We start from the raw sequence: 24,833 nt of genomic DNA on the forward strand, positions 1-24,833 counted from the left end.
GGGGCTAGCCCCGCCATCGGAAACACTCCTACTGGCGGCATGATCGAAACCCGGGATTAGCTTAACTTCGCCGCCAAACTGTCCAAACAGACGGGACCACCTCAAACCATCCGCGGACTTTGCGCCCCAGGTTCTGTATGAATTGTATAACGCGGCTCATGCGGCAGGCTTTTCGGCCAGCTCCATCATTCGTAACAAGGGCCGAACATCGCCCATGCCGACCGACTTCGCCAACGCTAGGCAAACGCCTTCCTCGGCATCGCTAATGATCTCCATGCTGGCGAGGCTAAACGTCACCGCAGCATGATTTTGGTTGGGTTCCTCGCGGTAAGGATGAAGACGGGCAAGGAATTCATTCACAGCGAGCGATGAGCCGAACATGTTGACGCTAATCACGGCCGGGCGGCGCCCTTGAAAGCCATGGATATAGCCCTCCTTGACCTGCCGCTCATGGGCCGCTGGGTCGTTTCGAGCCAGTCCGGCCGCGGCGACTTGCGCCATCGTGAAGAGGCCTCTGCTCATAAGGCTTGATCGGCCTGGCCGGATATAATTGACCGTGCCGCATACCTCCCGGATTAGTCCTTTGTCGGCGACAAGCCTGATGCCGATGTCGAAGTACGGAATGTTGTAGAAGGTCGAGATGGCGTTAAGAAGGAAACGGCCGTCGATTGTGTCCATGCAACCAAACACCACGTCGCACTGAGCCACCGCCCGAACCACATCGGGATGCCAGAGATTCTTTTTGATTGCGATCAGCCGAGTGCCGAGGCCAATGCGCTTCGCAGCATCCGCCGCAACGTCGACCTTGGGGCGTTTCGCCTCTGCATCCGCCATGGTCGAATTGACGATCCGATTGACATTGCGCTCCTCCATCACGTCGTCATCGACGCTGAGTATCTCGCCCACGCCAAGGCGAATGAGCTGCTCGATTGTTGGGGCGCCGGTGCCTGAGGCACCGATCACCGCGACCGACAGGCGCTGCAAGCGCTCGATAGTGCCTTCGTCGAATGCCTGGGCGTGGGAGGCGACGAAGCTTGGCATCTCAAGCGACCCAGCATCTGCGTACCAGAACTGCAGGTCGTCGCCTGCGACGCTGATGCAGTCGATGGGTGCGAACTCTCCGTTTCGCATAACCCTGCCGAACATCTGGCCATCGGGAAGCATCACCACACTCCCGTGTGTAAGTTCCCCTTCGACCCATCCCCGGATCATGGGTAGTAATTTGCCATCGCTCTCATCGTCGGCGCTCGAAAAAGCACCATATCCATTCGGGTGGCTGTGGACCTTGATGACCGATAGCCTTTCAGAGGCAGCACGCTCGAGGATCCCGTCGATGTAGTCGGGGGACCATGTCACGCGTGTTGCTGTGCGCTTGAGGCAAAGATCGTAGGGGATCTCGTGAATCTCCCGGACCGTTAGTCGCTCTCGGCGATTCCCCTCCCGCCTTCCGCACAGTAAGAAGGCGACCGCTGGCCGAACTCCCACGGCAGGCTGAGCAACAGCGCGAAGATCGCGACGTTGAACGTGGGATGGTCGACCATCGCTTTCACAGCTCGGCGCTTCTGAGGCGTAGCGCGTTGCCGACGACCGATATCGACGACAGCGCCATGGCCGCGGCAGCGATCGCCGGCGAGAGCAACAGGCCGAACGAGGGATAGAGGACGCCGGCAGCGACCGGAACGCCGATGGCGTTGTAGACGAAGGCAAGAAACAGGTTCTGGCGGATGTTGCGCATGGTTGCGTGACTGAGGCGGCGCGCACGAACGATGCCGTTGAGGTCGCCCTTGACCAGTGTCACGCCAGCGCTCTCGATGGCAACATCGGTGCCAGTGCCCATCGCGATGCCGACATCCGCGGCGGCGAGGGCAGGGGCGTCGTTGACGCCATCGCCGGCCATGGCGACGACACGCCCTTCGGCCTTGAGCCTGGCAACCACCGCGCTTTTGGCATCAGGGAGCACGTCGGCCTCGACCTCATGGAGCCCAAGGCGCCGCGCAACGGCCTCGGCCGTGACGCGATTGTCGCCGGTGACCATGATGACGCGAATGCCCTCGGCCTTGAGTGCCGCCAGGGCGCTCGGCGTGGACTGTTTCACTGGATCGGCGATGGCGATCACGCCGGCGGCCTTGCCATCGACAGCGACAAGGATGGCAGTCGCGCCTTCGCGGCGATGGCGGTCGGCGGCTTCGCTCAGAGCGCCGGTATCGACACCGAGTTCGGAAAGATACGCTGGGTTGCCAATAGCGACACGGCGGCCAGCGACCGTGCCAATGACACCCTTGCCGGTCGGCGCATCGAACTCGGTTGCAGTTTCGACTGCAAGTTCGCGGGCGGCGGCTTCAGAGACGATCGCAGCCGCAAGCGGGTGCTGACTGGGCCGTTCGACAGCGGCAGCAAAGCGCAGCACTTCCGTTTCGGTGATGCCGCTGAACGGCTCGATGGCGACGACCTTGGGTTTGCCTTCGGTGAGTGTGCCGGTCTTGTCGACCAGCAGCGTATCGACTTTTTCCATGCGCTCGAGCGCTTCCGCGTTTTTGACGAGAACGCCGGCAGCGGCACCGCGGCCAACGCCGACCATGATCGACATCGGTGTGGCGAGGCCGAGTGCGCATGGGCAAGCGATGATGAGCACGGTGACGGCGGCAACGAAGCCGAAGGTGAAGCGCGGCTCGGGACCAAAAGTCGCCCACACGATGAAGGCCAGCACAGCAACCGCGATCACGGCCGGGACGAACCAACCGGCGACCTGGTCAGCAAGCCGTTGGATTGGCGCGCGGCTGCGCTGGGCATCGGCGACCATCTGGACGATCCGCGCCAGCATCGTGTCGCTGCCGACCTTGTCGGCGCGCATGGCGAGGGCGCCGGTCTGGTTGATGGTGCCGGCAATAACGGTATCGCCGACGCTCTTGGTCACAGGCATGGATTCGCCGGTGACCATCGATTCATCGATCGTCGAGTGTCCGTCGGTGACCGTGCCATCGACGGGCACGGCTTCTCCCGGGCGAACGCGCAAGGCGTCGCCAGCAACAACAAGGCCGAGCGAGACTTCCTCGTCGGAGCCGTCGGGCTTCAGGCGCCGCGCCGTCTTGGGTGCAAGGTCGAGAAGCGCGCGAATGGCGCCGCCGGTCGCTTCGCGGGCGCGAAGTTCGAGGAGCTGGCCGAGCAAAACTAGGACGACAATGATAGCGGCGGCTTCAAAATAAACCGCGACCGCGCCGTCCATGCGGCGGAACGCTGGCGGGAACACATCTGGGGCAACCGTAGCGACGACGCTGTATGCCCAGGCGACACCTGTCCCCATGGCAACCAGCGTGAACATGTTGAGACTGCGGTTGACGATGGACCGCCACCCGCGCTCGAAGAATGGCCAGCCAGCCCAAAGGACCACGGGTGTTGCGAGCAGCAATTGGATCCAGTTCGAAATCTGCGGCGCGATGAGATGGCCGATGTCGAACAGATGTCCGCCCATCTCGAGGATGAACACCGGGATCGTCAGCGCGAGACCGATCCAGAAGCGGCGGGTGAAATCTGCGAGCTCCGGATTTGGCGGCGTCTCGGCGGTAATTACTGCCGGCTCGAGTGCCATGCCGCAGATGGGACATGCACCTGGCCCAACTTGCCGGATTTGGGGGTGCATCGGGCAGGTGTAGATCGTGCCTTCAGGCACCGGCTCGTGTGACTGCAATTCGGCGGGGGTCAGATATTTGGCCGGGTCGGCGACGAACTTCGTGCGGCATCCGGCCGAGCAGAAATAATAGGGATGGCCGTCGTGGTCAGCGCGATGCGCGGCGGTATGCGGGTCGACAGACATGCCGCAGACCGGGTCTTTCACGGTTGTCCCGGGGGCATTCCCATTGTCGCTGCCGCTGCCTGCATGGGACTTGGCATCGGGTTCGATGGAGTGCGTGTGCTGGTGATCGGCCATGGCCTGCGTCCTTGTAATTCAAGCGTCGCGGCGCAATGTCGGGGTTGACATCGTGTCAAGGTCAAGAGGTATCTGATGAACATCGGAGAGGCAGCAGCCGCGGCGGGTCTCAGCCCGCGGATGGTGCGCCACTATGAAAAGATCGGGCTGACGCCAAAGGCGCTGCGAACGGATTCGCAGTACCGGGATTATTCGACCAATGACGTGCATCGATTGCGGTTCATCGCCCGGGCTCGTGACCTTGGCTTTCCGATCGATGAAATTGGCGAGTTGCTGGCGCTCTGGAGCGACCAGACGCGTGCAAGCGCCGACGTCAAAGCGCTGGCGACGGCCAGAATTGCCGACCTGCGGAACCGCGAAAGGGCGTTGCATGCGATGCGGCGTTCGCTGGAGCACCTTGTTGCGACATGTAGCGGCGACGATCGTCCGGACTGTCCGATCATCGAGGAACTCGCCGGGAACGTCGGGTAAGCTGTCCGATGGTCGCGTCGGGCTTGCAAGCGCCTCCGTCATCAAGCGGCCGGCTGCGGCGGCATCGGGCCCGTGTCTGCGAGCCCGATGTGCCATGGCCATTACTGCGCCTTCTTGCCGTTCCGCTTCAGCCACGACTGGAGGCTTGCGACTTCCTTCTCCTGCATCGTGACGACCTTCTGCGCCATCGAGCGAACTTCCTTGTCGGCAGCCTGGGTAACGGCGATCTTCGACATCGCAATCGCACCGCGATGATGCTCGATCATCTGGCGGATCCAAGTTTCAGATGCGTCGGTGCCAACGACCATCATCTTGTGGTGCATCGCCATGCCGACCTCGGCGTAGGGGTTGGCCGGCGTGTTTCTCATCATCTCGCCCATTCCGCCCATCTTGGAATGATCCATGCCGGCCATCTTGCCGTGGTCCATGCCCTGCATCTTGCTATGGTCCATCGGCGGCATGGGTTCTCCCGGCTTGGCCGGCGCGTCATGCTTCATGCCGGCCATGTTGTCGTGGTTCATGCCCTGCATCTTGCTGTGATCAACGGGTGGGGGCGTTTGGGCAGCAACAGGCATCGCGACGAGTAAGGCTGCGAGCGTCAGATATTTATGCATGAGAGCACCTTTCCGTGTGTCTGCTAACAGGTGATACGCAAGCGGCGCGATCAGCCCTTAGACCAAAACGGGTCAGGCACACAGTCTACAACGATGCTGGCGGCACCAGTGTTCCCAGCCAAGCGACGATTGCCAGCACCGAAGCAGCAAGTCCGGCTTCGATAGCAATCGAGCGGCGTAGCGCCCTATGCGCTTCCAGCGGCACAACTCCAGCGTCCAGATCGCGTGAGAACGCCGGGGTAAGTCTGAAGCGATTTATCGCCGCCAGCCCCACCATCGCCGCAAATAGCGCCAGTTTGAGTGCAAGTAACTGGACGTACTGATCACTGCCGATCAGACCGATACCCGCGGGACCCACGAGGATCCAGGTGTTGACCGAACCGGTGACAATCAGCAGGGCAACGAACACCGTCCCCGCTTTCGAAAAGCCGTCAAGTGTGCAGTGCATTGAAATGAAGTCGGCCGATTTCAGCCGCGAGGCATTGCGCGCCACCATCAAGCCCAGCGCTACGAGCGCGCCGATCCAAGCTCCCGCGGCAAGAAGGTGGACGATATCGGCGACGAGTTTGACCAACCCCTTCGTCGCCTCGCCGGCGGCGCCATGCCCCGTCCAGGCCAGCGACGCCAACGCCGCGCCGGCAACAGCGACTTGTGCAACCCTAGCAGCGGGATTTCGCACGAAGGCCAGCACCGCGATTGCTGCCAACGCCGCCATTCGCACCTGCCACGCCACCCCCATGGGGGTCTCGAACACCATGGCCTTGGTCGAGCCGCGATCGACGTCGATGATCGCAACCCCGGACATCGACGCCGTCATCGCAAGCATCCCAGCAACTGACAGGAACACTGCGAGCAGGATCAGTGAAGCCAACGAGCGCGGCGATAGTCCCCTGGCTTTGTCTCGGGTGCCGTAAAGCGCGAACAGCGGCCACCCGAACAGCACCATCAGGTTGGCATAAAGTGCAAACCTGATGGTAATCGCGAGCATGCTATTTCACGGTGAACGGAAAGCTGCCTTCCATTCGATGGGCATCTGCGCCGGCGGCAAACCACTTCAATTCGTAGCTGCCGCTAGGCAGCGCACGCTTCATCAGCAGCGTCAGCGTCTTGCCATCGGCGCCCAGTGCCGTGGTGAAACCGGTCACTTTCATCGGCTGATGATCGGTCATGCCGGGCATACCGGTCATTGTCAGCTCTGCGCCCGCAAACTTGGCCATCAGCTTTTCGTTGAAAACGAGCACGATCTTGCCCGGCTTGTCGACAGTGGCATTTGCAGCCGGGGTCGATGACACGAGCTTGGTATGGGCGAGTGCAGCGGTGCCGGTGCCGAGCGTAGCAATCAGGGCAGCAGCGAAAACAGCGCGAAAATTGAACGTCATTGATGGCTCCTCGGTGGACTGGGGAGGTATACGCAGCCCGTCACCGTGCCCCTCAAGGAGTCTTGTTGAGGGGTGGGCGAGGCGCGTGCGTAATGTCGGTTGGATTTGAGAAGGAACCTTTCATGGACGACCTTGACCGGGCGTTGCAGCAGCTACGGACCATGCCGGTTCCGATAAGCTTGGAGTCGCTTGAGAGCGATGTGCTGATGCAGATCGATGCGGAACGCAGCGCTTCGGCCGTGACGGCCGGACCGGCGCTTGGCCTGGCCGCGATTCTCGCGCTGGGGATCGGCATTGGTGCCGCGATCTTGCCGGGCGGTTCGGCTGAGGCAGCGCAAACCTCGCCATTTGCAGCAGGAGCCAATCTTGCGCCTTCGACGCTGCTTGCGAATATCGGATGAACAATTTCCGGCGGTTCGCGGTCGTCGCGCTGGTGGCCTTCATCGCAGCGCTGGGTGGTGTGTTTGTCGGCCGCGCGCTCGTGACGCGCCTTGATCCGCCCGAGACCGAACTTCACGCTATCCTGCACGACAAGCTCGCGCTCGACGCCGCCCAGAGGGCGCAGATCGAGGGGCTCGAACAGCAGTTTGCGGTCAGGAAGCGCGCCCTCGAACAGCAAATGCGATCCGACAACGCGCGCCTGGCCGAAGCGATCACAGCGGAGCATGGCTATGGGCCCGGGGTGCAGGCAGCGGTAGATCGTTCGCACGTGGTGATGGGCGAGCTCCAGAAGGAGACGCTGCAACATGTTTTCCGGCTGCGCGGTGTCTTGCGCCCCGATCAGGCGCGAACGTTCGACGAGGCGGCGGTCAAGGCGCTGACAGAACCGGGGGAGTGACGCGCCCGGACGCCCCTGCGGTGACGATGCCGCTCACTGGCTGCACCGATGGCGAGCTCGCGGCGCTGGCGCTCACAGGTCGCCAGGCGGCGTATGGCGAGTTGATGCAGCGATACCGCGAGCCGGTCTTCCGTCTTGTTCGCAGCCATGTTGGCGATGCGGATGAGGCCCTCGATGTTGTGCAGGAGACCTTCGTCGCAGCCTTTGCATCGATCGAACGCTATGACGGCAGTCGCCCGTTTCGCCACTGGATCAATCGCATTGCGCTGAACAAGTGCCGCGACTGTGGGCGCCGGCGTGCCGTCCGGCGCCTGTTTCGTTTTGCGTTGCCGTTGGACGCTGCAAGCGAGATTGTCGACACGGCGGTTACGGGCGAAGCAGCGATCGATGATGCCCGCGCGCTGGCGCGCGCGACGAAGGCGATCGCGGCGCTGCCGGCGAACCTCAAGGAGCCTCTCATCCTGACCGCGGTGGACGGTCTCTCGCAGGCGGAAGCTGCCACAGTGCTCGGGATCAGCGAGAAGGCTGTTGAAGTCCGGATCTATCGAGCCCGCAAGGCGCTGACCGGTTAGAGCGAAGAAGCGATAATGCCGCAGGCGGACCTTGAGGGGCGATTCAAAACCGTGCGTATCTCCATGCGAACCCGTCGCGCTTCGATGAATTTCCAGGGACAGACATGATTTTGCCGACTTCTCGCCGCGGCTTTCTGCACGCCGCCTCGTTTGCCGCAGGCGCCATCGCCGTGCCCGGTTGGGCGCGAAGCGGAAGTGGCGGCCTGGCGACGGGCGGCGATGTGTTGTCGGGCGAAGACATCAAGCTCAGCATCGGCCACGCGATGCACAGTGTTGGCGGCCGCACCGGCCATGCAATCGCGATCAACGGCACTGTTCCCGGGCCGCTGATCAGGCTGAAGGAAGGCCAGAACGTCCGCTTGTCGGTGACCAACACGCTGTCCGAGGACACGTCGATCCACTGGCACGGCCTGTTACTGCCGTTTCAATATGATGGCGTGCCGGGGATCAGCTTTCCGGGCATCAAGCCCGGCGAGACCTTCGTCTATGACTTCCCGATCCGCCAGGCCGGCACCTATTGGTATCACAGCCATTCGGGCCTGCAGGAGGCGATGGGGCATTTCGGGTCGATCGTCATCGATCCGGCCGGCACCGACCCGGTGACGTCCGACCGCGAACATGTGCTGGTGCTCAGCGACTGGAGCTTCATGCACCCCCACAAGATCTACACGCGGCTGAAGCAGAACGGCGGCAATTTCAATTTCCAGAAGCAGACGCTGGCCGGGCTGCTCGCCGGCAAGGACCAGTCCGCTGCCGAGCGGCGAATGTGGGGCCAGATGCGCATGGACCCGACCGACATTTCCGACGCGACGGGAGCGATCTACACCTATCTCGTCAACGGCCATGGCCCGGCGGAAAACTGGATCGGGTTGTTCGTGCCCGGCGAAAAGGTGCGGCTGCGCATCGTGAACGCCTCGGCGATGACCAACTTCAACGTGCGGATCCCCGGGCTGGCGATGACCGTCGTCGCCGCCGACGGCAACAATGTGCAGCCGGTGGAAACCGACGAGTTCCAGATCGGCGTTGCCGAAACCTATGACGTCATCGTCCAGCCAGGCGAGGACCGTGCCTATGGCTTCATCGCCGAAGGCATCGACCGGTCTGGGCTGGTGCGCGCCACGCTGGCGCCGCGGATGGGCATGGTTGCCGATGTGCCGCCGCTTCGCAAGCGCCCGCTGTTGACCATGAAGGACATGGGCATGGGCGACATGGACATGAGCGGCGGCACAATGGCGGGCATGGACCACAGCAAGATGCCCGGCATGGACCACAGCAAGATGCCCGGCATGGATCATGGCGCGATGCCGGGCATGAGCCACGACATGGAGTCGATGAAGATGCTCGATCCGTCGGTGGCCCCGCAGGTGAAGATGGGCCCAGGGGTGGCGATGCTGTCCTCGATGCCGATGGATCGCACCGCCGAGCGACCGACCGGCCTCGAGAACGAACCGCACCGGGTGCTGACCTATAGCCAGCTGCGTTCGCTGGCGCCCAACCCCGACACCCGCACGCCATCGCGCGAGATCGACATCCACCTGACCGCCAATATGGAACGCTATATGTGGTCGTTCGACGGGGTGAAGTTCAGCGAGGGGGCCGAGCCGCTGGCGTTCCGCCACAACGAGCGCGTTCGCGTCAACTTGGTCAACGACACGATGATGCCTCACCCAATCCATCTTCATGGCCACTTCTTCGAGGTGGTAACCGGCGAAAAGGGCAACCGTCCGGTCAAGCATACCGTCAACGTCCTGCCCGGCGGCAAGGTGTCGTTCGACCTGACCGCCGATGCGCTCGGCGACTGGGCGTTCCACTGCCACATGATGCTGCACATGCATGCCGGCATGTTCCGCGTTGTCACGGTGCGCCATGACGAGGAAGCGGCATGATCCGCACCGCTACCGCGTTGCTGCTGGCTCTGCAGGCTGTCGCCGGACAGGCGCAAATCGCCGTTGATCCGCACGCGGGCCACACCATGCCGATGGCGACAGCCCCCGTCGCCGCCGATCCCCGTGCCGGGCACACGATGCCTGCCGCGCCCGATCCGCACGCCGGCCATGACATGAGTGTGGCAAAGCCGGCCGACGACCCGCACGCCGGGCACAACATGGCCGCGCCGGCGACCGTCGAGGTCATCGGCACCGCGCCCGCCCCGTCGCCCCCGACCGATCACGCTGCTGACGCCGTCTGGGGCGCCGCAGCCGTTGCGCCGTCACGCGCCGCACTGCGCCGTGAACATGGCGGCTTTACCGGCACGATGATCCTGTTCAACCTTGCCGAATATCAGGCCCGCAAGGGCAGTGATGGCTATCGCTGGGAAGGCGAAGGCTGGTTCGGCAGCGACATCAACCGCTTCGTCGTCAAGACCGAAGGCGAGGGCGACCTGCGGGGGCCGCTGGACGCAGCGGAGGTGCAGGCGCTGTATTCGCGTGCCATCGGCCCGTGGTGGAACCTTCAGGCGGGGGTGCGCCATGACATTCGGCCGGAACCGCAGAGGACCTATGCAACGCTCGGCATCGAAGGGCTGGCGCCCTATTGGTTCAAGGCCAGCGGTGCGCTGTTCCTCTCGAACAAGGGCGAAGTGCTTGGCCGGCTGGAAGGATTTTATGATCAGCGCATCACCCAGCGGCTGATCCTGCAGCCGCGCGGCGAAATCAACCTTGCGGCGCAGGACATTGCCGAGATCGGCGTCGGTGCCGGGTTGAGCGACATCGAAGTCGGGCTGCGGCTGCGTTATGAACTCGCCCGTGAGTTTGCGCCCTATGTCGGGGTCGAATGGGCCGGCAAGATCGGCGAGACGGCGCGCCTGGCGCGTGCCGCCGGCGACCAGCCAAGCGCAGTCAACTATGTTGCCGGTATCCGGTTCTGGTTTTAGGACGCAGGGCATGAGTTCACGACGCCACCGCCTTCACCTTGGCGCAAGCCGGCTGCACAAATGGCTGGCGCTGATCATCGGTGCGCAGTTGCTGATCTGGTTCGCCAGTGGCGCGCTGATGAGTTTCTGGCCGATCGACGAAATCCATGGCGATCATCTTGTCGACCGCAAGACCGTCGAGATGATTCCGGACGGGACGGCACTGGCTGATCCGGCAATTTATCTGCGCGGGGAGGGCGCCGAACGTGTGACGCTGCGCATGCTGCACGGCCACGCGGTGGCGGAAGTCAGTCGCGGTGGAAGCATAGAGCTTTATGATGCTGCCAGCGGCACGCCTTTGCCCGCTGTCGATGCAAGTCTCGCCGCTGCCATCGCGCAAAAGGCCTGGATCGGCGCCAAGGTCGCAGCGCCGACAACGAGCAAGGTCACCACCGCCAGCCCGGAATATCGCGGCCCGTTGCCGGCCTGGCGTGTGGCCTTCCCCGATCCCGATCACACCAGCGTCTTCGTCGCCGTCGACACCGGACAGATCGCGGCAGTCCGCACCGCCAACTGGCGGCTGTTCGATTTCTTCTGGGGTCTGCACATCATGAACTGGACGGAGCGCGACAATTTCAACACCTGGTGGTTGCTGGCATTTGCTGTCGGCGGGCTGGTATTGGGGCTGGCGGGAACGGTGCTGCTAGTCATTCGCTGGCCTATCAAGCGGGGGCTGTTCCGCCGTCGCTCCACAATGTCATGATGCCCTGAACTGGAAAGGTTGTTCACCATGCGCAAATATCTGCTCGCCCTTGCACTTGTGGCCGCACCTGCGATGGCGGCAGGTGACATCGTCATGCACCGCGATCCGGGCTGCGGCTGCTGCGAAGCCTGGGCAGCGCAGGTCGCTAAGGCCTTCGGGCAATCCGTGAAGATCGTCGACCAACCCGATCGCGCCGGCCTTCACAAGCGCTTCGGCATGCAGCCGGCGCTGGCGTCGTGCCACACCGCCCTGATCGACGGCATTGCCTTTGAAGGCCATGTGCCGATCGCAGACATGAAGCGTGTGCTGGCGACGCGGCCGGCAGGTGTCACAGGGCTTGCTGTTCCTGGCATGCCGATCGGCTCGCTCGGGATGGAAGTGCCGGGCCGCGGTTCCGATAAATATGCGGTTATCGCCTTCGGCCCTGCGAAGACCTCGGTCTTCGCGCGACGCTAAGCGGCGTTCAACCGGCAAGCCGAGGCACTGAGTTCGCCATGGCACCGGCAGTCAGGTCGGCCAGACCTGGTGCAGGTCGTCGATACGATAAGCGTGGGCATGGATGCGGTTGCCGTCTGCTCCGCCGTCGCTGAGATGTGGATGTCCGGGCGGCAGATCATGCTCATGCGGCACGATCTCGGGATCTTGGCGTGGCCAGCAGACAAGGGCGACCAAGGTGCCGAGTGCCGCCAGCGCGGCCATGGCGATAAAGGCCGCCATCATGCCGCTGCCGGCGCCGAGCCATCCCGCCAGCGGATAGGCGACCAGCCAGCAGGCATGGCTGAGTGCGAACTGTGCCGCAAAAACCGCAGGCCGGTCGGCGGCATCGGCGGAGCGACGCAGCAGCAGCCCCGACGGCGTCACGGCAGCCGAATAGGCGGAACCCATCGCGAACCAGCCAATGAGCAAGATCGGCCAATAGCGTGCAGCATCGCCAACCAGTTGCGTCACCATGCCGAGCCCAGCCAGAAGGACCGCCAGAGCGGCCGCAGCGGCGATCATCACGGGACGATCGCCGAATCTCTTGAGGATGCGCGGCAGCGACAGTGCTGCGAGGATCGACCCACCGCCATAGGCGGCCAAGGCAAAAGCGACATCGGTGGCGGACAACCCGAGTTGTCCGCGCACGATGACGACGGTGTTTACGATGACCATCGCGCTCGCCGCGGCCGCAGCCAGGGTGACCGCGAGGAGGCCGCGCAAACGCGGTGTGGCGAGGTAGATGCGCATGCCGCGCGTGGTGCGGGCATAGATGCCGCCGGTGCGGGGAGCCGGGACGGCGCGCGGCAGCGTCACCGAGACAACCAGCAGCGCCGAAATGACGAAGCCGACCGACGTCCCCGAGAACAGCCAGTGAAAGCTGATGACGGTCAGCAGCGCTGCCGCCAGCATCGGACTGAGCAGGTTTTCGAGGTCATAGGCGAGCCGCGATAGCGACAAGGCATTGGTGTAATCCTTTTCGTCAGGCAGCACGTCGGGGATGGTCGCCTGGAAGGACGGCGTGAACGCCGCCGATGCCGACTGCAGCACGAAGATGAGGACGTAGATCTGCCAGATCTGATCGACGAATGGCAGCAGGAGCGCCACGGCGGTGCGGGTGAGGTCCATCGCTACGAGAAAGGCTCGGCGCGGCAGCCGGTCGGCAAAGGCACCAACCACCGGCGCAACGCCGATATAGGCGACCATCTTGATGGCCAGCGCTGTGCCGAGGACCGCGCCGGCGTTGGCGCCGGCAAGGTCAAAGGCAAGCAGGCCAAGCGCGACAGTGGCGAGCCCGGTGCCGATCAGCGCAACCACTTGGGCCGCCAGCAGATGGCGGTAAGTGCGGTTGGCGAGAACACTCAGCATTGCACTATGCTCCCGCCATTTTCGTGGTGGCTGGCGAACGTCTGGGCGCCCGATTGACGAGGCGATAGAGCGCCGGCAGCACGAACAGCGTCAGGATGGTCGAGGAGATCACACCGCCGATGACAACCGTGGCAAGCGGACGCTGCACCTCGGATCCGGCGCCGACATTGAACGCCATAGGCACGAAGCCAAGGCTCGCCACCAGCGCGGTCATCAGCACCGGGCGCAGCCGGGTCAGCGCGCCTTCCTGAATAGCATCATCGAGCCCCATGCCGTCGTCCCGGAGCTGGCGGATGAAGCTGAGCATGACGACGCCGTTGAGCACGGCAATCCCCGACAGAGCGATGAAGCCGACGCCCGCCGAAATCGACAGCGGGATGCCGCGCAGCAGCAGCGCAAACACCCCGCCGGTCAGCGCCAGCGGTACGCCCGAAAACACCACAGCCGCGTCGCGGACCGAGCCGAACAGCATGAACAACAGGGTGAAGATCAGCAGCAGCGCGAGCGGCACGACGATCTGCAGGCGCGTCGCGGCCGATTGTAGCTGTTCAAAGGTGCCGCCATATTCAACCCAATAGCCGGCCGGCAGCTTGACATCGCGTTCGACGGTGGTGCGCAATTCGCTGATGAACGAACCAAGGTCGCGATTCCGGACGTTGGTGGTGACGACGGCGCGGCGCTTACCGTCTTCGCGGCTGATCTGATTGGGAGCGACAGTTCGCTCGATCTTGGCAAGCTCGGCCAGCGGCGGCTCCTCGGAATAGCTTTCGTAGGTGCGGCCCCAGCGGTCATCCTGGACGACCGCCAACGTGGGCGCGAAACTCCAGTCGATGCCGGTCGCGGCGGTTTCGGCCGCAGTTGCCTGACCAATGCGGCGGACGAGCGCCGGATCGCGCATCGCGCCAAGCCCGATATTGTGCGGGAACAGCGTACCGCCCACGATATTGTTGGCGCCGTGGACCGCGTCGGTCCCCCAGATCACCGGAACCGCGGGCCGTCCGTCCGAGCGCTTCATCGACGCATCATAGAATGCGTCAGCCAGCTTCAGCCATTCGGCGGCAGGCGCGCGCTCGTCGTTTCGGAGCCGAATTTCCACCGTTCAGGACCGAGCCGACCTTGTAGGTCTCGACATCCTTCGGCGTGATGCTGGCGATATCCACTTGCAGCATCTGCCCGACCTTGTCCTCGATCGACATGCGCGCCAGCAGCGCGGCGATGCGGCGCTCGATCGCGGGATCGCGCTGCAGCTTCGATGTAACCCTCGGCCAATTCGCCGGGTTCGCGACAGGCGACAGGTCACTCTGTCCCGCACTGGGCACCCCGGCGGCCAGCAAGGTGACGACCAGCACGTTCCGCATTACCAGATAAGACGACATAGACCCCTCCCACGGCGTCGTGATACGCGCTCGTTGTAGCGGTACCAGACCGCTCGGCGCTGCACGTGTCAACACTCGATCGCCTTGCGTCCTGATCCGCACTTGTCAGGCACGCGGTTCGCGCCGCGTGCTGCGCCTCGATGGCTCTGGTGTTAGCGCTAACGTTCAGAAGGGTAGGGCCGTTGGGGCCGATCATGGCCGCAGGTATCGGTCTACAGCTTCTCCGAGGCGTGCGCGCTGATCGCTACTTCGGTTTACCGTCGAAACCAGGGGCATCGACCTAGAGGCCATGAAGGGCTGAACCTTTGGTCGCTGGCGGCTTACGCCGCGGTGGCGCCCTCACGATCGCTGGCGCTCCGGCGCGGGGCGACTGGCGCGCGGCCGTTGCCGCGGCGCGGCGTCCGACTGCCGACGGATCAGCGTGAAATCGAACAGGCGATGCGGATTGATCGGCTCCGCGTCCTTCGATCGCCGGATCTGCGATACCAGCAGTTCGATCGCGCCGCGCGCCATGTCGGCGATCGGCTGGTGGATGGTGGTCAATTCAGGCCAGATCGCGGTCGACAAGGTCGTATCGTCGAAGCCGCACACCGTAAGGTCGCCCGGCACGTCCATGCCGCGCCGGTGCGCCACCGCGACGGTCGCCGCCGCCATGTCGTCGTTCGACGCGAAGATCGCCGACGGTGGATCGGCCAGCCCGAGCAATTGCTCGGCCGCATCCAGCCCCGATCGATAGGTGTACAGGCCCTGCGCGATCAGCGTTTCGTCGGGGGCGACCCCGGCCTCGGCCAGCGCCGCGCGGTAGCCCTCCAGCCGGTCCGCGCTGGCGGTAACGTTGGGGTTGCCCGAGATGAACCCGATCCGCCGGTGGCCGAGCGCCATCACATGGCGCATCATGGTCAGCGCCGCATCGCGGTCGTCGATGCGGATCGTCAGAATCTTGTCCAGCGAGCGGCTCGTCGCCACCGCCACCGTCGGCACCCCGGCCGCCACAAGCAGTTCGATGATCGCGTCCGATTCGCACAATGGCGACGGCAGCACGACGCCGTCGATGCCGCCATCGATCAGCCGTTGCGTCACTTCCATCTCGTGATCGCCCAGTTCGCATTTCTCGATGATGATCTGGACGTCGCTGCGGCTCGCCCCGTCCAGACTGCCGACGAGTAACTCCGAAAGAAAGCCCGCGCTGGGATTGCTGTACAACAACCCGATCCGCGCCCGCCCCGCCCCCGCCAGGCTGCGCGCGGCGGGGTTGGGTGCGTAATTGAGCGCGGCGATCGCCAGATTTACCGCATCGCGCGTCGCCGCACGCACGTTGGTATGGCCGTTGATGACGCGCGAGACGGTCATGGGGGACACGCCCGCACTGGCCGCGACGTCGCTGATCGTGGGCGCGGTGCGCCATCCTCGGGCAGGCCTATGTTTCATGCGACAACCCGCTTCCATAATTTTACCACCGGCGCAACGCCGCCGCGTCCGAGGATCGTCCCACCCCCCGGCGCCGCTCCCGCTAAAAGGCAGGAGCGGCCATTTTTTGGCCAGCCTGGAGAAGACGACCGGGCGCAGCCCTTATTTGGGGGGCGCCTGTATAATCGGTCGGCGGCCAGCGCGAGGAACATGTAATTGGTCGCGCCGCCGCCCATCACATATTCGGTCTGCTGCCAGAAATAGGGCCAGACCTTGAGTTCAGGCAGGTCGGGCCGGATCAGGTTGGTGCCCGAGATGACGCCGCCCGGAATATAGCTCCAGTCCGCGCGGTTCAGGCCGTAGGCGGTGGTCGCCGAACGCGCGCCGACCCCCGATACGAAGCTGGACGTATTTTCCCCCGGATGCACCCCCAGCACGAAGTTCAGCGCGTTGATGTAGCTGTCGGTGCTCGTCACCCTCGGCCAGCCCTTGTGGAAGAAATACTGCCGCACGCCGCGTTCCTGGGTCTGCCAGCCGGCGCCCCAGATTTCCGGCTTGTACGGCACGCCGTAGGGCGAATCGGTGAGCGCATCGCTGGCGATCTTGGCCTGATGGGTCGCGACCGCCTGCGCCAGCCGGTCGCGGAACCCGGCCGGGAGCCGGCGCTGCACCGAATGCAGGAGCCAGCCCGATTTCTCGACGTCGGCGAGGATCGCGGGTTCGAGTGCGGCGAGCTGATCGGCATAGCTGCGCTCGCCCGTGGTCTCGAGCAGCTCCGCGAGCGCGAAAACCCGCGGCGCCAGCGTCTTGCCGCGCCCTGTCGCTTTCGCCGTCAGGTCGCGCGCGGCCGCAAGTGCCTCGGCGGCGAGCGCAGCATTGCTCGCCCGCAGCACACGCGCCGCCGCCGCCAGCCCCGCCGCCGTTTCCAGCTCGCGGTCGGGGTTGTCCTCGGTGAACACCCAGCGGTCGTCGGCGGTGACGAGCGCGCCGTTCGCATCGACGCCTAACTCCTCGCCGCCGCGACCGGGCACATTGTCGGTCACGTTCACCGTGTCGCCCAGCAACACATATTGCCGCAGCGAGGGCGTGATGACGCCGCGGTACAGCCGCCCCATCGAGCGATAGCCGCCCAGAACACTGAGCAGCCCATGCTCGATCTGCTGGATCGCATCGTTCTTGCCGTCGGGATCGCGGATCTCGACCAGTTTGCGCGCCCGCCGCGCGTGGCATGGGACGACATCAACGGCGCGGGCACGCTGTTCAACGCGATGATCGCCCCGCTCGGGCGGACGCCCGTTGCCGGCATCGCCTGGTATCAGGGCGAATCGGACACTGGCCTTCCCGGTTACGACCGGCGGCTGACGGCAATGGTTGCCGACTGGCGGCGACGGCTCGGCAGTCCCGACGCGGCGTTCGGCGTCGTCCAGCTCGCCAATTATGGTGCACCCGCGACCGCACCTGTGGAAAGCGGTTGGGCGACCGTCCGCGATGCGCAGCGCCGCGTCACCGCCGCCGACCCGCGCGGTGGCATGGCCGTCAGCCTGGATCTCGGTGATCCGCGCGACATCCATCCGGCGCAAAAGCACGAAGTGGGCGAACGGCTTGCCCGCGTCATGCGCGCGCGTGTTTACGGCGCGGCAGTGCCCCCCGCCGGCCCGGCGATCGCCACCGCCACGCTCCGTCCGGACGGTGGCGTCACCCTGCGCTTCAGCGGCGTCGACGGCGCCCTGCACGCGCAGGGTTCGGCGACGGCGATCGGCTTCGAAATGTGTGGCCCCGCGCCGGAAGCGTGCCGCTACTCGGCGGCGCAGGTCGCGGGGAGCGAGATCGTCCTTGCCGGCGACGGACGGCCGGTAACGCGTGTTCGCTATGCCTGGTCCGACGCGCCCGCGACCAACCTCGCGGACGACGCCCGCCTGCCCGTCGGCACGTTCGAGATCGCGGTTTCGCCGACGGCCGGTGCCGCACGGTGATGGTGCTCCGCCGCCGACCAGCCGACCCTCACCAACGAATGGAGTGCGAACCAGAAAGGCCACGCGCCCGTGCCGCGGATGGGCTGGAATTCGCGGCACGCCTTCAACCGCGATGTGGACGAGACCAAGGTTCTCGCCTCGGCGCAGGCGCTGGTCGATACCGGGCTCGCGCGGCTCGGCTATACGATGGCACTGACGGCGCCGTTCCTCGGAACGGGCCCGTTCAAGCACGATTTGGAGACCAGTTCGCAGCAGACTGCGTCCCGCACCGTCCTACAGGTCGAGCGAGAGCAACGTCCCAAGCTCGGCGAGCGCCTGGTCTTCGCCGGTTACCTTGATCGCCGTCATGCCGAGCGCTGCCGCCGGTTTGCAGTTGATGCCCAGATCATCGAGATAGACACAGTCGTTCGCGGCGATGCCGATCGTGTCGCACATCAGCTGGTAGATGCGCGGATCGGGCTTGCGTAGGCCGGCCTTGGAGCTTTCGATGACATGGTCGAAACGCGCCAGGATCTCGGTGATCTGCACCGACTGCGCCTCGGACCCGGCCATGCCGCTGCCGTGGCCGACACGGGCGTTGTTGGTGATGCAGCCGAGCGCGTATCCCGCCGCGCGGCAGGCAGCGAGCGCCGCGACCATGCGCGGGCGGACATCACCCGACAGCAGGGGCAATACCTCGCCGCCGCGCAGGTCGAAACCGAGCGCGCTGGCCTCGGCGGCAAAGGCTTCGTCGAAACCTTCGGCGTCGAGCTCGCTGCGTTCGAGGCGCGCCCAGGCGTTGGTGTCGGGATCGATCGAATTGATGCGGCGGATCAGCCCAATGGGCAGGCCGCGAGTCGCCTCATAACGATTGAAGGCATCGAACGGCGAGGTCGTGATAACGCCGCCGAAATCCCACAGAATCGCCTTGAAAGCGGTCATGCGGACACCCCGGCATTGCTTGAATTAGCGGGAAGGGGGGGCGTGAGATTCAACATCGAATCGACGCTACACGAGCTTCCGGGCGAAGCAACACGGTTGCGCGGTCCGGCTGCTACAGGCACAAGCCGCGGCATGAACCTCGCCCGCTTTCCCCGCCGCCGCTACACCCCCGGCTTTACGCCGATCGAGTTCCTGCCGCACCTCACGGCACTTCTCGGCGGTCCTGAAATCTGGATCAAGCGCGACGATCTGCTCGGGCTGGCCGGTGGCGGCAACAAGACTCGCAAGCTCGAGTTCCTCGTTGCCGATGCGCTCGCCAAGGGCGCCGATACGCTGGTCACGGTCGGCGCGCCGCAATCGAACCATTGCCGGCTGACGCTGGCGGCGGCGGCGAAGGAGGGCCTCGCCTGCCGCCTGGTCATCGAGGAGCGCGTGCCGGGAACATACAGTCCCGACGCGCTCGGCAATAACCTGCTTTTCGACCTGATGGGTGCGCAATCGATACGCACCGTGCCCCTGGGCGCCGACTTTGCCGCGGAAATGGCGATCGAGGCCGACGTTGTCCGCGCTGCCGGCGGCGTCCCCTATCTCATCGCCGGTGGCGGCTCCACCCCGCTCGGCGCGCTCGGCTACGCCGCCTGCGCCCAGGAAATCATGGCGCAATCGTTCGATCTCGGCGTCGCCTTCGACCATCTCGTCGTCGCCAGCGGCAGCGCCGGCACACATTCGGGCTTGCTTGCCGGGCTGACCGCGCTCAACGCCGGCTTGCCGATCACCGGCATCAACGTCCGCCGGCCCCGCGCCGAGCAGGAAACCAATGTCCACAAGCTCGCCGAGACGACGGCCCAGCTGCTCGGTACACCCGTGCCGGCTCGCGAAACGGTCGTCGCCCTCGATGACTGGGTGGGCCCCGGATACTCGCTCCCGACACCCGAGATGGTCGAGGCCGTGCGCCTGCTCGCCAGCCGCGAAGGCGTCCTTCTCGATCCGGTCTACAGCGGCAAGGCGATGGCCGGCCTGATCGGCCTCGTCCGCCGCGGCCACTTCAAGACCGGCGAGCGGGTGCTGTTCCTCCACACCGGCGGCAGCCCGTCGCTCCACGCTTATGCACGCGACCTGCGGGATCCCGCGCTGAACGCATGACCGGCTGGCGGACCATCGGCGTCATCGGCGGCATGGGGCCGGCGGCAACGGCGGACTTCGTCCAACGAATAGCGGTCGCGGCCGGTGCAGCGCGCGACAGCGATCACCCCCGGGTGCTGGTCGACAGCAACCCGCATGTTCCCGATCGCAACGCCGCCCGCGCCGGCAACGGGCCTTCGCCCGGCCCCGTGCTCGCCGAAATGGCGCGCGGCCTTACCGGGCTGGGCGCGCAGATACTCGCGATGCCGTGCAACGCCGCGCACGGCTGGGCCGGCGATATCGTCGCCGCCAGCGGCGCGACCTTTGTCGACATGATCGACGCAGCCGTGACCGAAGCAGTCGCCACTGGAGCGCGGACAATCGGCATCATCGCCATCGGCGCGACGCTCGACGCGAACCTTTATCAACACCGCCTGGACGCTGCCGGCATGCAGGTCATCGCCAGCGATCGCGGTATCGTGCAGCCGCTCGTCACCGCCATCAAGGCCGGCGACACCAGCTCCGCGATCCGCACCGGCATGGCAGCCGAAGCCAGTCGCCTCGTTTCCGCCGGTGCCGGCGCCATCATCGCCGCCTGCACCGAGGTGCCGCTGGTGCTGTCACAGGCCGATGTCGCCGTGCCGCTGGTCGACGCCACATCGGCACTGGTGCGCGCCGTCATGCAGGCCGCTGCCCTTTAACTCATCCCTTCAAACGTCGACACCTCGGTCAAAATCGGGAACTCAAGCCGCGCTTCGGTGCCACCCGTTTCCCGCCCGCCGACGCGCGATGTTCCGCGCAGTTGCGATGCCAGCGCCCTGATCAGCCGCAAGCCTTGCCCGCCACCTGCCGCCGGGCCGAAGCCGCCACTGTCCAGCCCGACGCCATTGTCGGAAACGGTCAGCACAGCCTGCTCGCCATCGCTGCGCATCACCAGATCGACACGCCCCGTCGCCGGTGGCGGAAAGCCGTGATGCAGGGCATTGCTGACGGTTTCGACCAGCCAGAGAGTCAGCGGCACCGCGGTGTCGATGTTGAGCGGTACATCGTCGATGTCGCAATGGAGTTCAACCGCCGCATCGCCGACATAGGCCTTTGGTGTAAACTGCTCGCACAGCGCGCCAAGCAGCATCCGTGATGACACGGTGGTCAGTTCGCCGCTCTCGTATAGCTGCCGGTGGACAAGCGCGAGCGCGCTGATCCGGCGCCGTGCATGGTCGATGGCGTTGCGTGCGGTGCCATCGGCCAGCCGGCTCGATTGCAGGCTGAGCAGGCTCATCACGACCTGGAAATTGTTCTTGACGCGGTGATGGACTTCGCGCGCCAGCACGCGCTGCTTGGCGAGCGCCTCGCGCAGTGTCCGGTCGCGCTCGGAAACCGCACCTGACATCCGGTACAAGGCCGCCGCCACGCTGCGGATCTCGCTCGGCGCCTCGATGAAATTCACCGATCGCCGGAGATAATCGCCGCCGGCATATTGCATGGCCAGCCGCTGCAAGTCGCGCAGCCAGCACAGCACCAGCCATTCGGCGCCGACCCAGATGGCGATCGATGCCATCAGGATCGCCAGCACCGGCAACACGAAATCGATCAATGTCTGCCACCATGGCAACCCAAAGCGCTCGGGCTCGGCATCCGCGTAAACCACGTACAAGCCATTCTGGTCGGTTCCGGCAGCGACGAGCGGCACGACCGTGTACGACCAGGCAGTGCCGCCTGCATCGCGCACGCGGTTGACCTCGCCCGATACCGTCGTGACATCGAAGCTTGGCAATGTCTTGCTGGCCATCAGGACCTGCCCGCTGTCGCTGACGATGGCGACCCCGGTGCGGCTGTCCCCGACCCGGATGCGCAGCTGCTCGCCAAGCCATGCGAGATCGACCGACGCTGCCATGGAGCCGTCGAAACGACCATCGGCGGCGAAAAGCGGCACCGTCATCGTCATCACCCGCCGCAGCGACCACATACCCCAGGTGGCATCGCTGACCAGCGCGGTCCGGTGCCGTGCAACGCGGGCCCACCAGTCGCGATCGGCAATCGCATAAGCGGTGGCAGGACCCGAGGCCGCGCATACCATGCGGCCCTGCGCATCATAGCGGCTCAGGTTGGCCAGCGCGTCCGATGTCGCGCTGGCCTGGCGAAGCACGTCGATGCACGCCGGCCCGCCCAATGTCACCAGCGGATTGAGCGCCACGATGCGGAGCGTCGCCTCGGTGCCCGAAAGCAGCGCCTGGTTGCTATCCGCCAGCGACAGTGCGCTGCGCGACAACTGGCCGACCATCGCCGCGCGGCGATGGTCCAGCCGTACCAGCCCTTGCACGATCGACAGCGCGGTAATCGGCAGCAGCGCTGCGACCAGCAGCAGCAGCATCCCCTGCCGCAGCGATATGCGCTTGCGACCCCTGGGCAGCCACCGGCGATACCATGGCAGCCCCCGGGTCCTTCGCGCATTCATGGTGCCGTCCGGAATCAGGCAATTCCGGGCCGGGCCGCCAGTGCTGCCGCACTCGGAGGATCGGCGGTGACACCATTCATATAGGTATTGAGGGCGGCGCGACCGCGGGAGACACGACTTTTGACCGTGCCGACGGCGCAGCCCATGACTTCGGCGGCCTGCTCGACCGACAATCCGCTGGCGCTGACCAACAAAAGCGCTTCACGCTGCTCCGCGGGCAGGGTCGACAGGCCGCGCTGCACATCGGCGATGTCGATGCCCGAGCCCTGGGTCGCCTGGGTGACCAGCACCCTGTCGGCGAGCGCTTCGTCCCATGGCGCAAAACGATGCGCTCGCCGACCGAGCGAAAAATAGTGATTGCGCAGGATCCGGAACAACCAGGCCCGAAAATGTGTACCCGGCATATAGCTGTCCCGCGCCGCCCAGGCCTTGGCGAGGGCATCCTGCGCCAGGTCGTCGGCAAGATCGCGGTTGCCGCAAAGGCCGCGCGCAAATCCGCGCAGCGCCGGTCCGCGCAGCGCCGGGATCGCCGCCAGCAGGTCGCGGCGGAAATCTTCGGGCGACGCCGGCACGACCGGCACCAGTGCCTGCTCACCGGACTCTTCGTCCTCCGGCGGTGTTGCCCGGTTGGCGGTGGTACTCATGCCAGATTGCCGCCCGGCACCTTCTTCACCCGCTCGTCGATCTCGTCGAGCAGGCGCAGGAAGTCATCGGGAATAGGCTCGTCGGCAATCGCCGCAAACATTTTCTGCAGGCCGCGCGTTACGGTATCGCCAGCGCCCGTGCCGGCGCCCATATCGGGTCCGCGTCGAAAACCCTGGCCGGTTGAAGCGGCGTCCATAGACAAGTCCTGTGTCTTCTTTCGCATCGTGCCCCCCGGTTGATGCCGTTGTTGCGATATGACACCGGTTGGAATGGTGGTGTTGTTGCTGCTGATAACACGGCGCTCCGAAGGGAGTTCCGAAGCAACGATATTTTTTTCGGAACCGATACGAACGTGCGGCGTAAACCTTGAGATAAGCTGATCGCAAGTGTCGAAGCATGAGGGACATTGAATGACTGACGGCACCGCCAACAATGGCCGGGTTTCGCTGCGCGATTCCCTTGGGCCTTATCTTCCCTATCTGCGGCGCTACGGACGGGCATTGACGGGATCACAGCGCACTGGCGATGCCTTTGTTCGCGCCGCGCTCGAGGCCCTGTTGCAGGCTCCCGACCAGTTCGACCCGGCGCGCCCGGCGCGCATCGAGCTGTTCCGCATCTTCCATGCCTTCTGGTCTCCGGTCTCGGCGCAGGTCGATGGCGACGGACCGAACTGGTCGTCGGTCTCGCAGGCCGTCGGCGAGACCCTGCTGGCGCGGCTGGCATCGCATCGACGTGAGGCACTTTTGCTGACCGCCGTCGAGGGCTTTTCGATCGCCGACACCGCAACCATCCTGTCGCGCACGCCTGATGAAGTCCGCGCCGACATCAGCACCGCCAACGCCGAGATCGCGGCCCAGATGGCCGGCCGCGTGCTGATCATCGAGGACGAGCCGATAATCGCCATGGACCTGCAGAATATCGTCGAAGGCCTTGGCCATACCGTCGTCGGCATCGCCGCGACCCGCACCGAGGCGCTGGCGCTGTCCGATGCCAACGAGACCGACCTGGTGCTCGCCGATATCCAGCTCGCCGACGGCTCGTCGGGCATCGACGCGGTCAAGGACATCCTCGCCGGCCACGATGTGCCGGTCGTGTTCGTCACCGCTTTCCCCGAGCGACTGCTAACCGGCGAACGCCCCGAGCCGACCTATCTCATCACCAAGCCGTTCGAAGTCGAGATGCTGGTGGCGACGATCGGGCAGGCATTGATGCTCCAGCGCCAGCCCGAGCTGGCCTGATCGGCGTCCTGCCAAGGCTACCGTGGCAAGCGAAGGATATGAATATGGCCGCCACCCCGGGCGTCAACGTCGATACCAATGATTTCGAGCAGGTCGTTGCCGATCCGGCGGCGTTCTACCTCGATCCCGAGGCCATCCTCGCCGATTCGAACCTTAGTCGCGCAGAGCGGCTGCGGCTATTGCGGGAATGGGCGCAGGACATCGCCGATCGCCAGAATGCCGATAACGAAGGCATGGCCGCAGAAGCCCCGGCGAAAGTCGACGAAACCGGGCTGCTGCGCCGCGTCAACGCCGCCATCGAACGCGTCGAAGGCGAAACGGACGCTTCGATCGGCATCATCGAACGTGTCTGGCGTCGCCTTACACGCTAGCCGCCAAAGGAATCGTCATGCTGAATTCGTTTCAGCATCCATCGCGCTGCCAGCCAAGGCTGACCTC

General features: G+C 65.0%; 28 protein-coding genes. 13 read left to right on the forward strand and 15 right to left on the reverse strand.

Annotated elements, in window-relative coordinates:
• Positions 1-156 precede the first annotated feature (156 nt).
• Genes IEW98_RS09470 through IEW98_RS09475 form a run of 3 tightly spaced genes read right to left on the reverse strand, consistent with a single transcriptional unit; the run spans position 157 to position 3,925 of the window.
• Complete coding sequence (locus IEW98_RS09470; RefSeq protein WP_207792543.1) at positions 157-1,356, reverse strand: HesA/MoeB/ThiF family protein; 1,200 nt, start codon at positions 1,354-1,356, stop codon at positions 157-159.
• Between the two features lie 59 nt (positions 1,357-1,415).
• Positions 1,416-1,541: a hypothetical protein gene (locus tag IEW98_RS16760; protein WP_279380364.1), complete on the reverse strand. Its 126-nt coding sequence runs from the start codon at positions 1,539-1,541 to the stop codon at positions 1,416-1,418.
• A gap of 5 nt (positions 1,542-1,546) precedes the next feature.
• Positions 1,547-3,925, reverse strand: a complete 2,379-nt coding sequence (locus IEW98_RS09475; protein WP_188762717.1) for a heavy metal translocating P-type ATPase — start codon at positions 3,923-3,925, stop codon at positions 1,547-1,549.
• 75 nt (positions 3,926-4,000) lie between these two features.
• Here IEW98_RS09475 and cueR point away from each other — a divergent pair, with 75 nt between their 5' ends.
• Complete coding sequence (gene cueR, locus IEW98_RS09480; RefSeq protein ID WP_188762718.1) at positions 4,001-4,396, forward strand: Cu(I)-responsive transcriptional regulator; 396 nt, start codon at positions 4,001-4,003, stop codon at positions 4,394-4,396.
• Between the two features lie 101 nt (positions 4,397-4,497).
• On the opposite strand, the gene IEW98_RS09485 is transcribed toward cueR, so the two are convergent.
• The 3 genes from IEW98_RS09485 to copC all read right to left on the reverse strand — a co-directional run bounded on the left by IEW98_RS09485 (position 4,498) and on the right by copC (position 6,389).
• Positions 4,498-4,917 (reverse strand): DUF305 domain-containing protein, encoded by a 420-nt coding sequence (locus tag IEW98_RS09485; protein ID WP_279380365.1) that lies wholly within the window; start codon positions 4,915-4,917, stop codon positions 4,498-4,500.
• 178 nt (positions 4,918-5,095) lie between these two features.
• Entirely contained in the window at positions 5,096-5,998 is a 903-nt protein-coding gene (gene copD, locus IEW98_RS09490) for a copper homeostasis membrane protein CopD (protein ID WP_188762719.1), read from the reverse strand.
• A 1-nt stretch (position 5,999) separates the two neighbouring features.
• Positions 6,000-6,389: a copper homeostasis periplasmic binding protein CopC gene (gene copC / locus IEW98_RS09495; protein WP_188762720.1), complete on the reverse strand. Its 390-nt coding sequence runs from the start codon at positions 6,387-6,389 to the stop codon at positions 6,000-6,002.
• A gap of 122 nt (positions 6,390-6,511) precedes the next feature.
• On the opposite strand from copC, the gene IEW98_RS09500 reads away from it, so the two are divergent.
• The 7 genes from IEW98_RS09500 (at position 6,512) to IEW98_RS09530 (ending at position 11,869) form a co-directional block, all read left to right on the forward strand.
• Positions 6,512-6,790, forward strand: coding sequence for a hypothetical protein (locus tag IEW98_RS09500; protein ID WP_188762721.1), 279 nt, complete (start codon positions 6,512-6,514; stop codon positions 6,788-6,790).
• The gene (locus IEW98_RS09505) at positions 6,787-7,227 is read left to right on the forward strand and encodes a periplasmic heavy metal sensor (RefSeq protein ID WP_188762722.1); all 441 of its coding nucleotides are present in this window, start codon (positions 6,787-6,789) and stop codon (positions 7,225-7,227) included. Before IEW98_RS09500 ends, IEW98_RS09505 begins: the two co-directional genes overlap by 4 nt.
• 20 nt (positions 7,228-7,247) lie before the next feature.
• Positions 7,248-7,799 (forward strand): RNA polymerase sigma factor, encoded by a 552-nt coding sequence (locus IEW98_RS09510; protein WP_371870769.1) that lies wholly within the window; start codon positions 7,248-7,250, stop codon positions 7,797-7,799.
• A 104-nt stretch (positions 7,800-7,903) separates the two neighbouring features.
• Complete coding sequence (locus tag IEW98_RS09515) at positions 7,904-9,685, forward strand: copper resistance system multicopper oxidase (RefSeq protein ID WP_188762723.1); 1,782 nt, start codon at positions 7,904-7,906, stop codon at positions 9,683-9,685.
• On the forward strand, positions 9,682-10,671 hold the full coding sequence (locus IEW98_RS09520) for a copper resistance protein B (RefSeq protein ID WP_188762724.1): 990 nt from the start codon (positions 9,682-9,684) through the stop codon (positions 10,669-10,671). The genes IEW98_RS09515 and IEW98_RS09520 overlap by 4 nt, the downstream gene beginning before the upstream one ends.
• A gap of 10 nt (positions 10,672-10,681) precedes the next feature.
• The gene (locus IEW98_RS09525) at positions 10,682-11,413 is read left to right on the forward strand and encodes a PepSY domain-containing protein (protein WP_188762725.1); all 732 of its coding nucleotides are present in this window, start codon (positions 10,682-10,684) and stop codon (positions 11,411-11,413) included.
• A 27-nt stretch (positions 11,414-11,440) separates the two neighbouring features.
• Positions 11,441-11,869, forward strand: coding sequence for a DUF411 domain-containing protein (locus IEW98_RS09530; RefSeq protein ID WP_188762726.1), 429 nt, complete (start codon positions 11,441-11,443; stop codon positions 11,867-11,869).
• A 51-nt stretch (positions 11,870-11,920) separates the two neighbouring features.
• Here IEW98_RS09530 and IEW98_RS09535 read toward each other — a convergent pair whose 3' ends face one another.
• The 5 genes from IEW98_RS09535 to IEW98_RS09555 form a co-directional block, all read right to left on the reverse strand.
• Entirely contained in the window at positions 11,921-13,258 is a 1,338-nt protein-coding gene (locus IEW98_RS09535; protein ID WP_188762727.1) for an MFS transporter, read from the reverse strand.
• A 4-nt stretch (positions 13,259-13,262) separates the two neighbouring features.
• On the reverse strand, positions 13,263-14,273 hold the full coding sequence (locus tag IEW98_RS09540; RefSeq protein WP_243450670.1) for an efflux RND transporter permease subunit: 1,011 nt from the start codon (positions 14,271-14,273) through the stop codon (positions 13,263-13,265).
• 19 nt (positions 14,274-14,292) lie between these two features.
• A complete protein-coding gene (locus IEW98_RS16420) occupies positions 14,293-14,634 on the reverse strand; it encodes a hypothetical protein (protein WP_243450671.1) in 342 nt (113 codons plus the stop codon).
• 339 nt (positions 14,635-14,973) lie between these two features.
• A complete protein-coding gene (locus tag IEW98_RS09550) occupies positions 14,974-16,062 on the reverse strand; it encodes a LacI family DNA-binding transcriptional regulator (RefSeq protein ID WP_188762728.1) in 1,089 nt (362 codons plus the stop codon).
• Positions 16,059-17,156, reverse strand: coding sequence for a glycoside hydrolase family 9 protein (locus IEW98_RS09555; protein WP_207792545.1), 1,098 nt, complete (start codon positions 17,154-17,156; stop codon positions 16,059-16,061). The genes IEW98_RS09550 and IEW98_RS09555 overlap by 4 nt, the downstream gene beginning before the upstream one ends.
• 33 nt (positions 17,157-17,189) lie before the next feature.
• Here IEW98_RS09555 and IEW98_RS16160 point away from each other — a divergent pair, with 33 nt between their 5' ends.
• Complete coding sequence (locus tag IEW98_RS16160; RefSeq protein ID WP_207792546.1) at positions 17,190-18,014, forward strand: sialate O-acetylesterase; 825 nt, start codon at positions 17,190-17,192, stop codon at positions 18,012-18,014.
• Positions 18,015-18,287: 273 nt separating this feature from the next.
• On the opposite strand, the gene IEW98_RS09565 is transcribed toward IEW98_RS16160, so the two are convergent.
• Entirely contained in the window at positions 18,288-18,935 is a 648-nt protein-coding gene (locus IEW98_RS09565) for an HAD-IA family hydrolase (protein WP_188762731.1), read from the reverse strand.
• A gap of 42 nt (positions 18,936-18,977) precedes the next feature.
• On the opposite strand from IEW98_RS09565, the gene cuyA reads away from it, so the two are divergent.
• A complete protein-coding gene (cuyA, locus tag IEW98_RS09570) occupies positions 18,978-20,078 on the forward strand; it encodes a D-cysteate sulfo-lyase (protein WP_243450672.1) in 1,101 nt (366 codons plus the stop codon).
• Positions 20,075-20,758: a cysteate racemase gene (cuyB, locus tag IEW98_RS09575; protein WP_188762732.1), complete on the forward strand. Its 684-nt coding sequence runs from the start codon at positions 20,075-20,077 to the stop codon at positions 20,756-20,758. The genes cuyA and cuyB overlap by 4 nt, the downstream gene beginning before the upstream one ends.
• Here cuyB and IEW98_RS09580 read toward each other — a convergent pair.
• The 3 genes from IEW98_RS09580 to IEW98_RS09590 all read right to left on the reverse strand — a co-directional run bounded on the left by IEW98_RS09580 (position 20,755) and on the right by IEW98_RS09590 (position 23,581).
• Positions 20,755-22,428: a sensor histidine kinase gene (locus IEW98_RS09580; protein WP_188762733.1), complete on the reverse strand. Its 1,674-nt coding sequence runs from the start codon at positions 22,426-22,428 to the stop codon at positions 20,755-20,757. The two genes, cuyB and IEW98_RS09580, sit on opposite strands and share 4 nt — an antisense overlap.
• 98 nt (positions 22,429-22,526) lie before the next feature.
• Positions 22,527-23,156, reverse strand: coding sequence for a sigma-70 family RNA polymerase sigma factor (locus tag IEW98_RS09585; RefSeq protein ID WP_188762734.1), 630 nt, complete (start codon positions 23,154-23,156; stop codon positions 22,527-22,529).
• Positions 23,153-23,581, reverse strand: coding sequence for a NepR family anti-sigma factor (locus tag IEW98_RS09590; RefSeq protein ID WP_243450694.1), 429 nt, complete (start codon positions 23,579-23,581; stop codon positions 23,153-23,155). The genes IEW98_RS09585 and IEW98_RS09590 overlap by 4 nt, the downstream gene beginning before the upstream one ends.
• Between IEW98_RS09590 and IEW98_RS09595 the strand changes: the two genes are divergently transcribed.
• Positions 23,568-24,395 (forward strand): response regulator, encoded by an 828-nt coding sequence (locus IEW98_RS09595; RefSeq protein WP_188762736.1) that lies wholly within the window; start codon positions 23,568-23,570, stop codon positions 24,393-24,395. The genes IEW98_RS09590 and IEW98_RS09595 overlap by 14 nt on opposite strands.
• A 44-nt stretch (positions 24,396-24,439) precedes the next feature.
• Positions 24,440-24,766, forward strand: a complete 327-nt coding sequence (locus IEW98_RS09600; protein ID WP_188762737.1) for a hypothetical protein — start codon at positions 24,440-24,442, stop codon at positions 24,764-24,766.
• Positions 24,767-24,833 lie beyond the last annotated feature (67 nt).

The organism is Sandarakinorhabdus glacialis (assembly GCF_014643455.1).
Classification (GTDB): Bacteria; Pseudomonadota; Alphaproteobacteria; order Sphingomonadales; family Sphingomonadaceae; genus Sandarakinorhabdus; species Sandarakinorhabdus glacialis.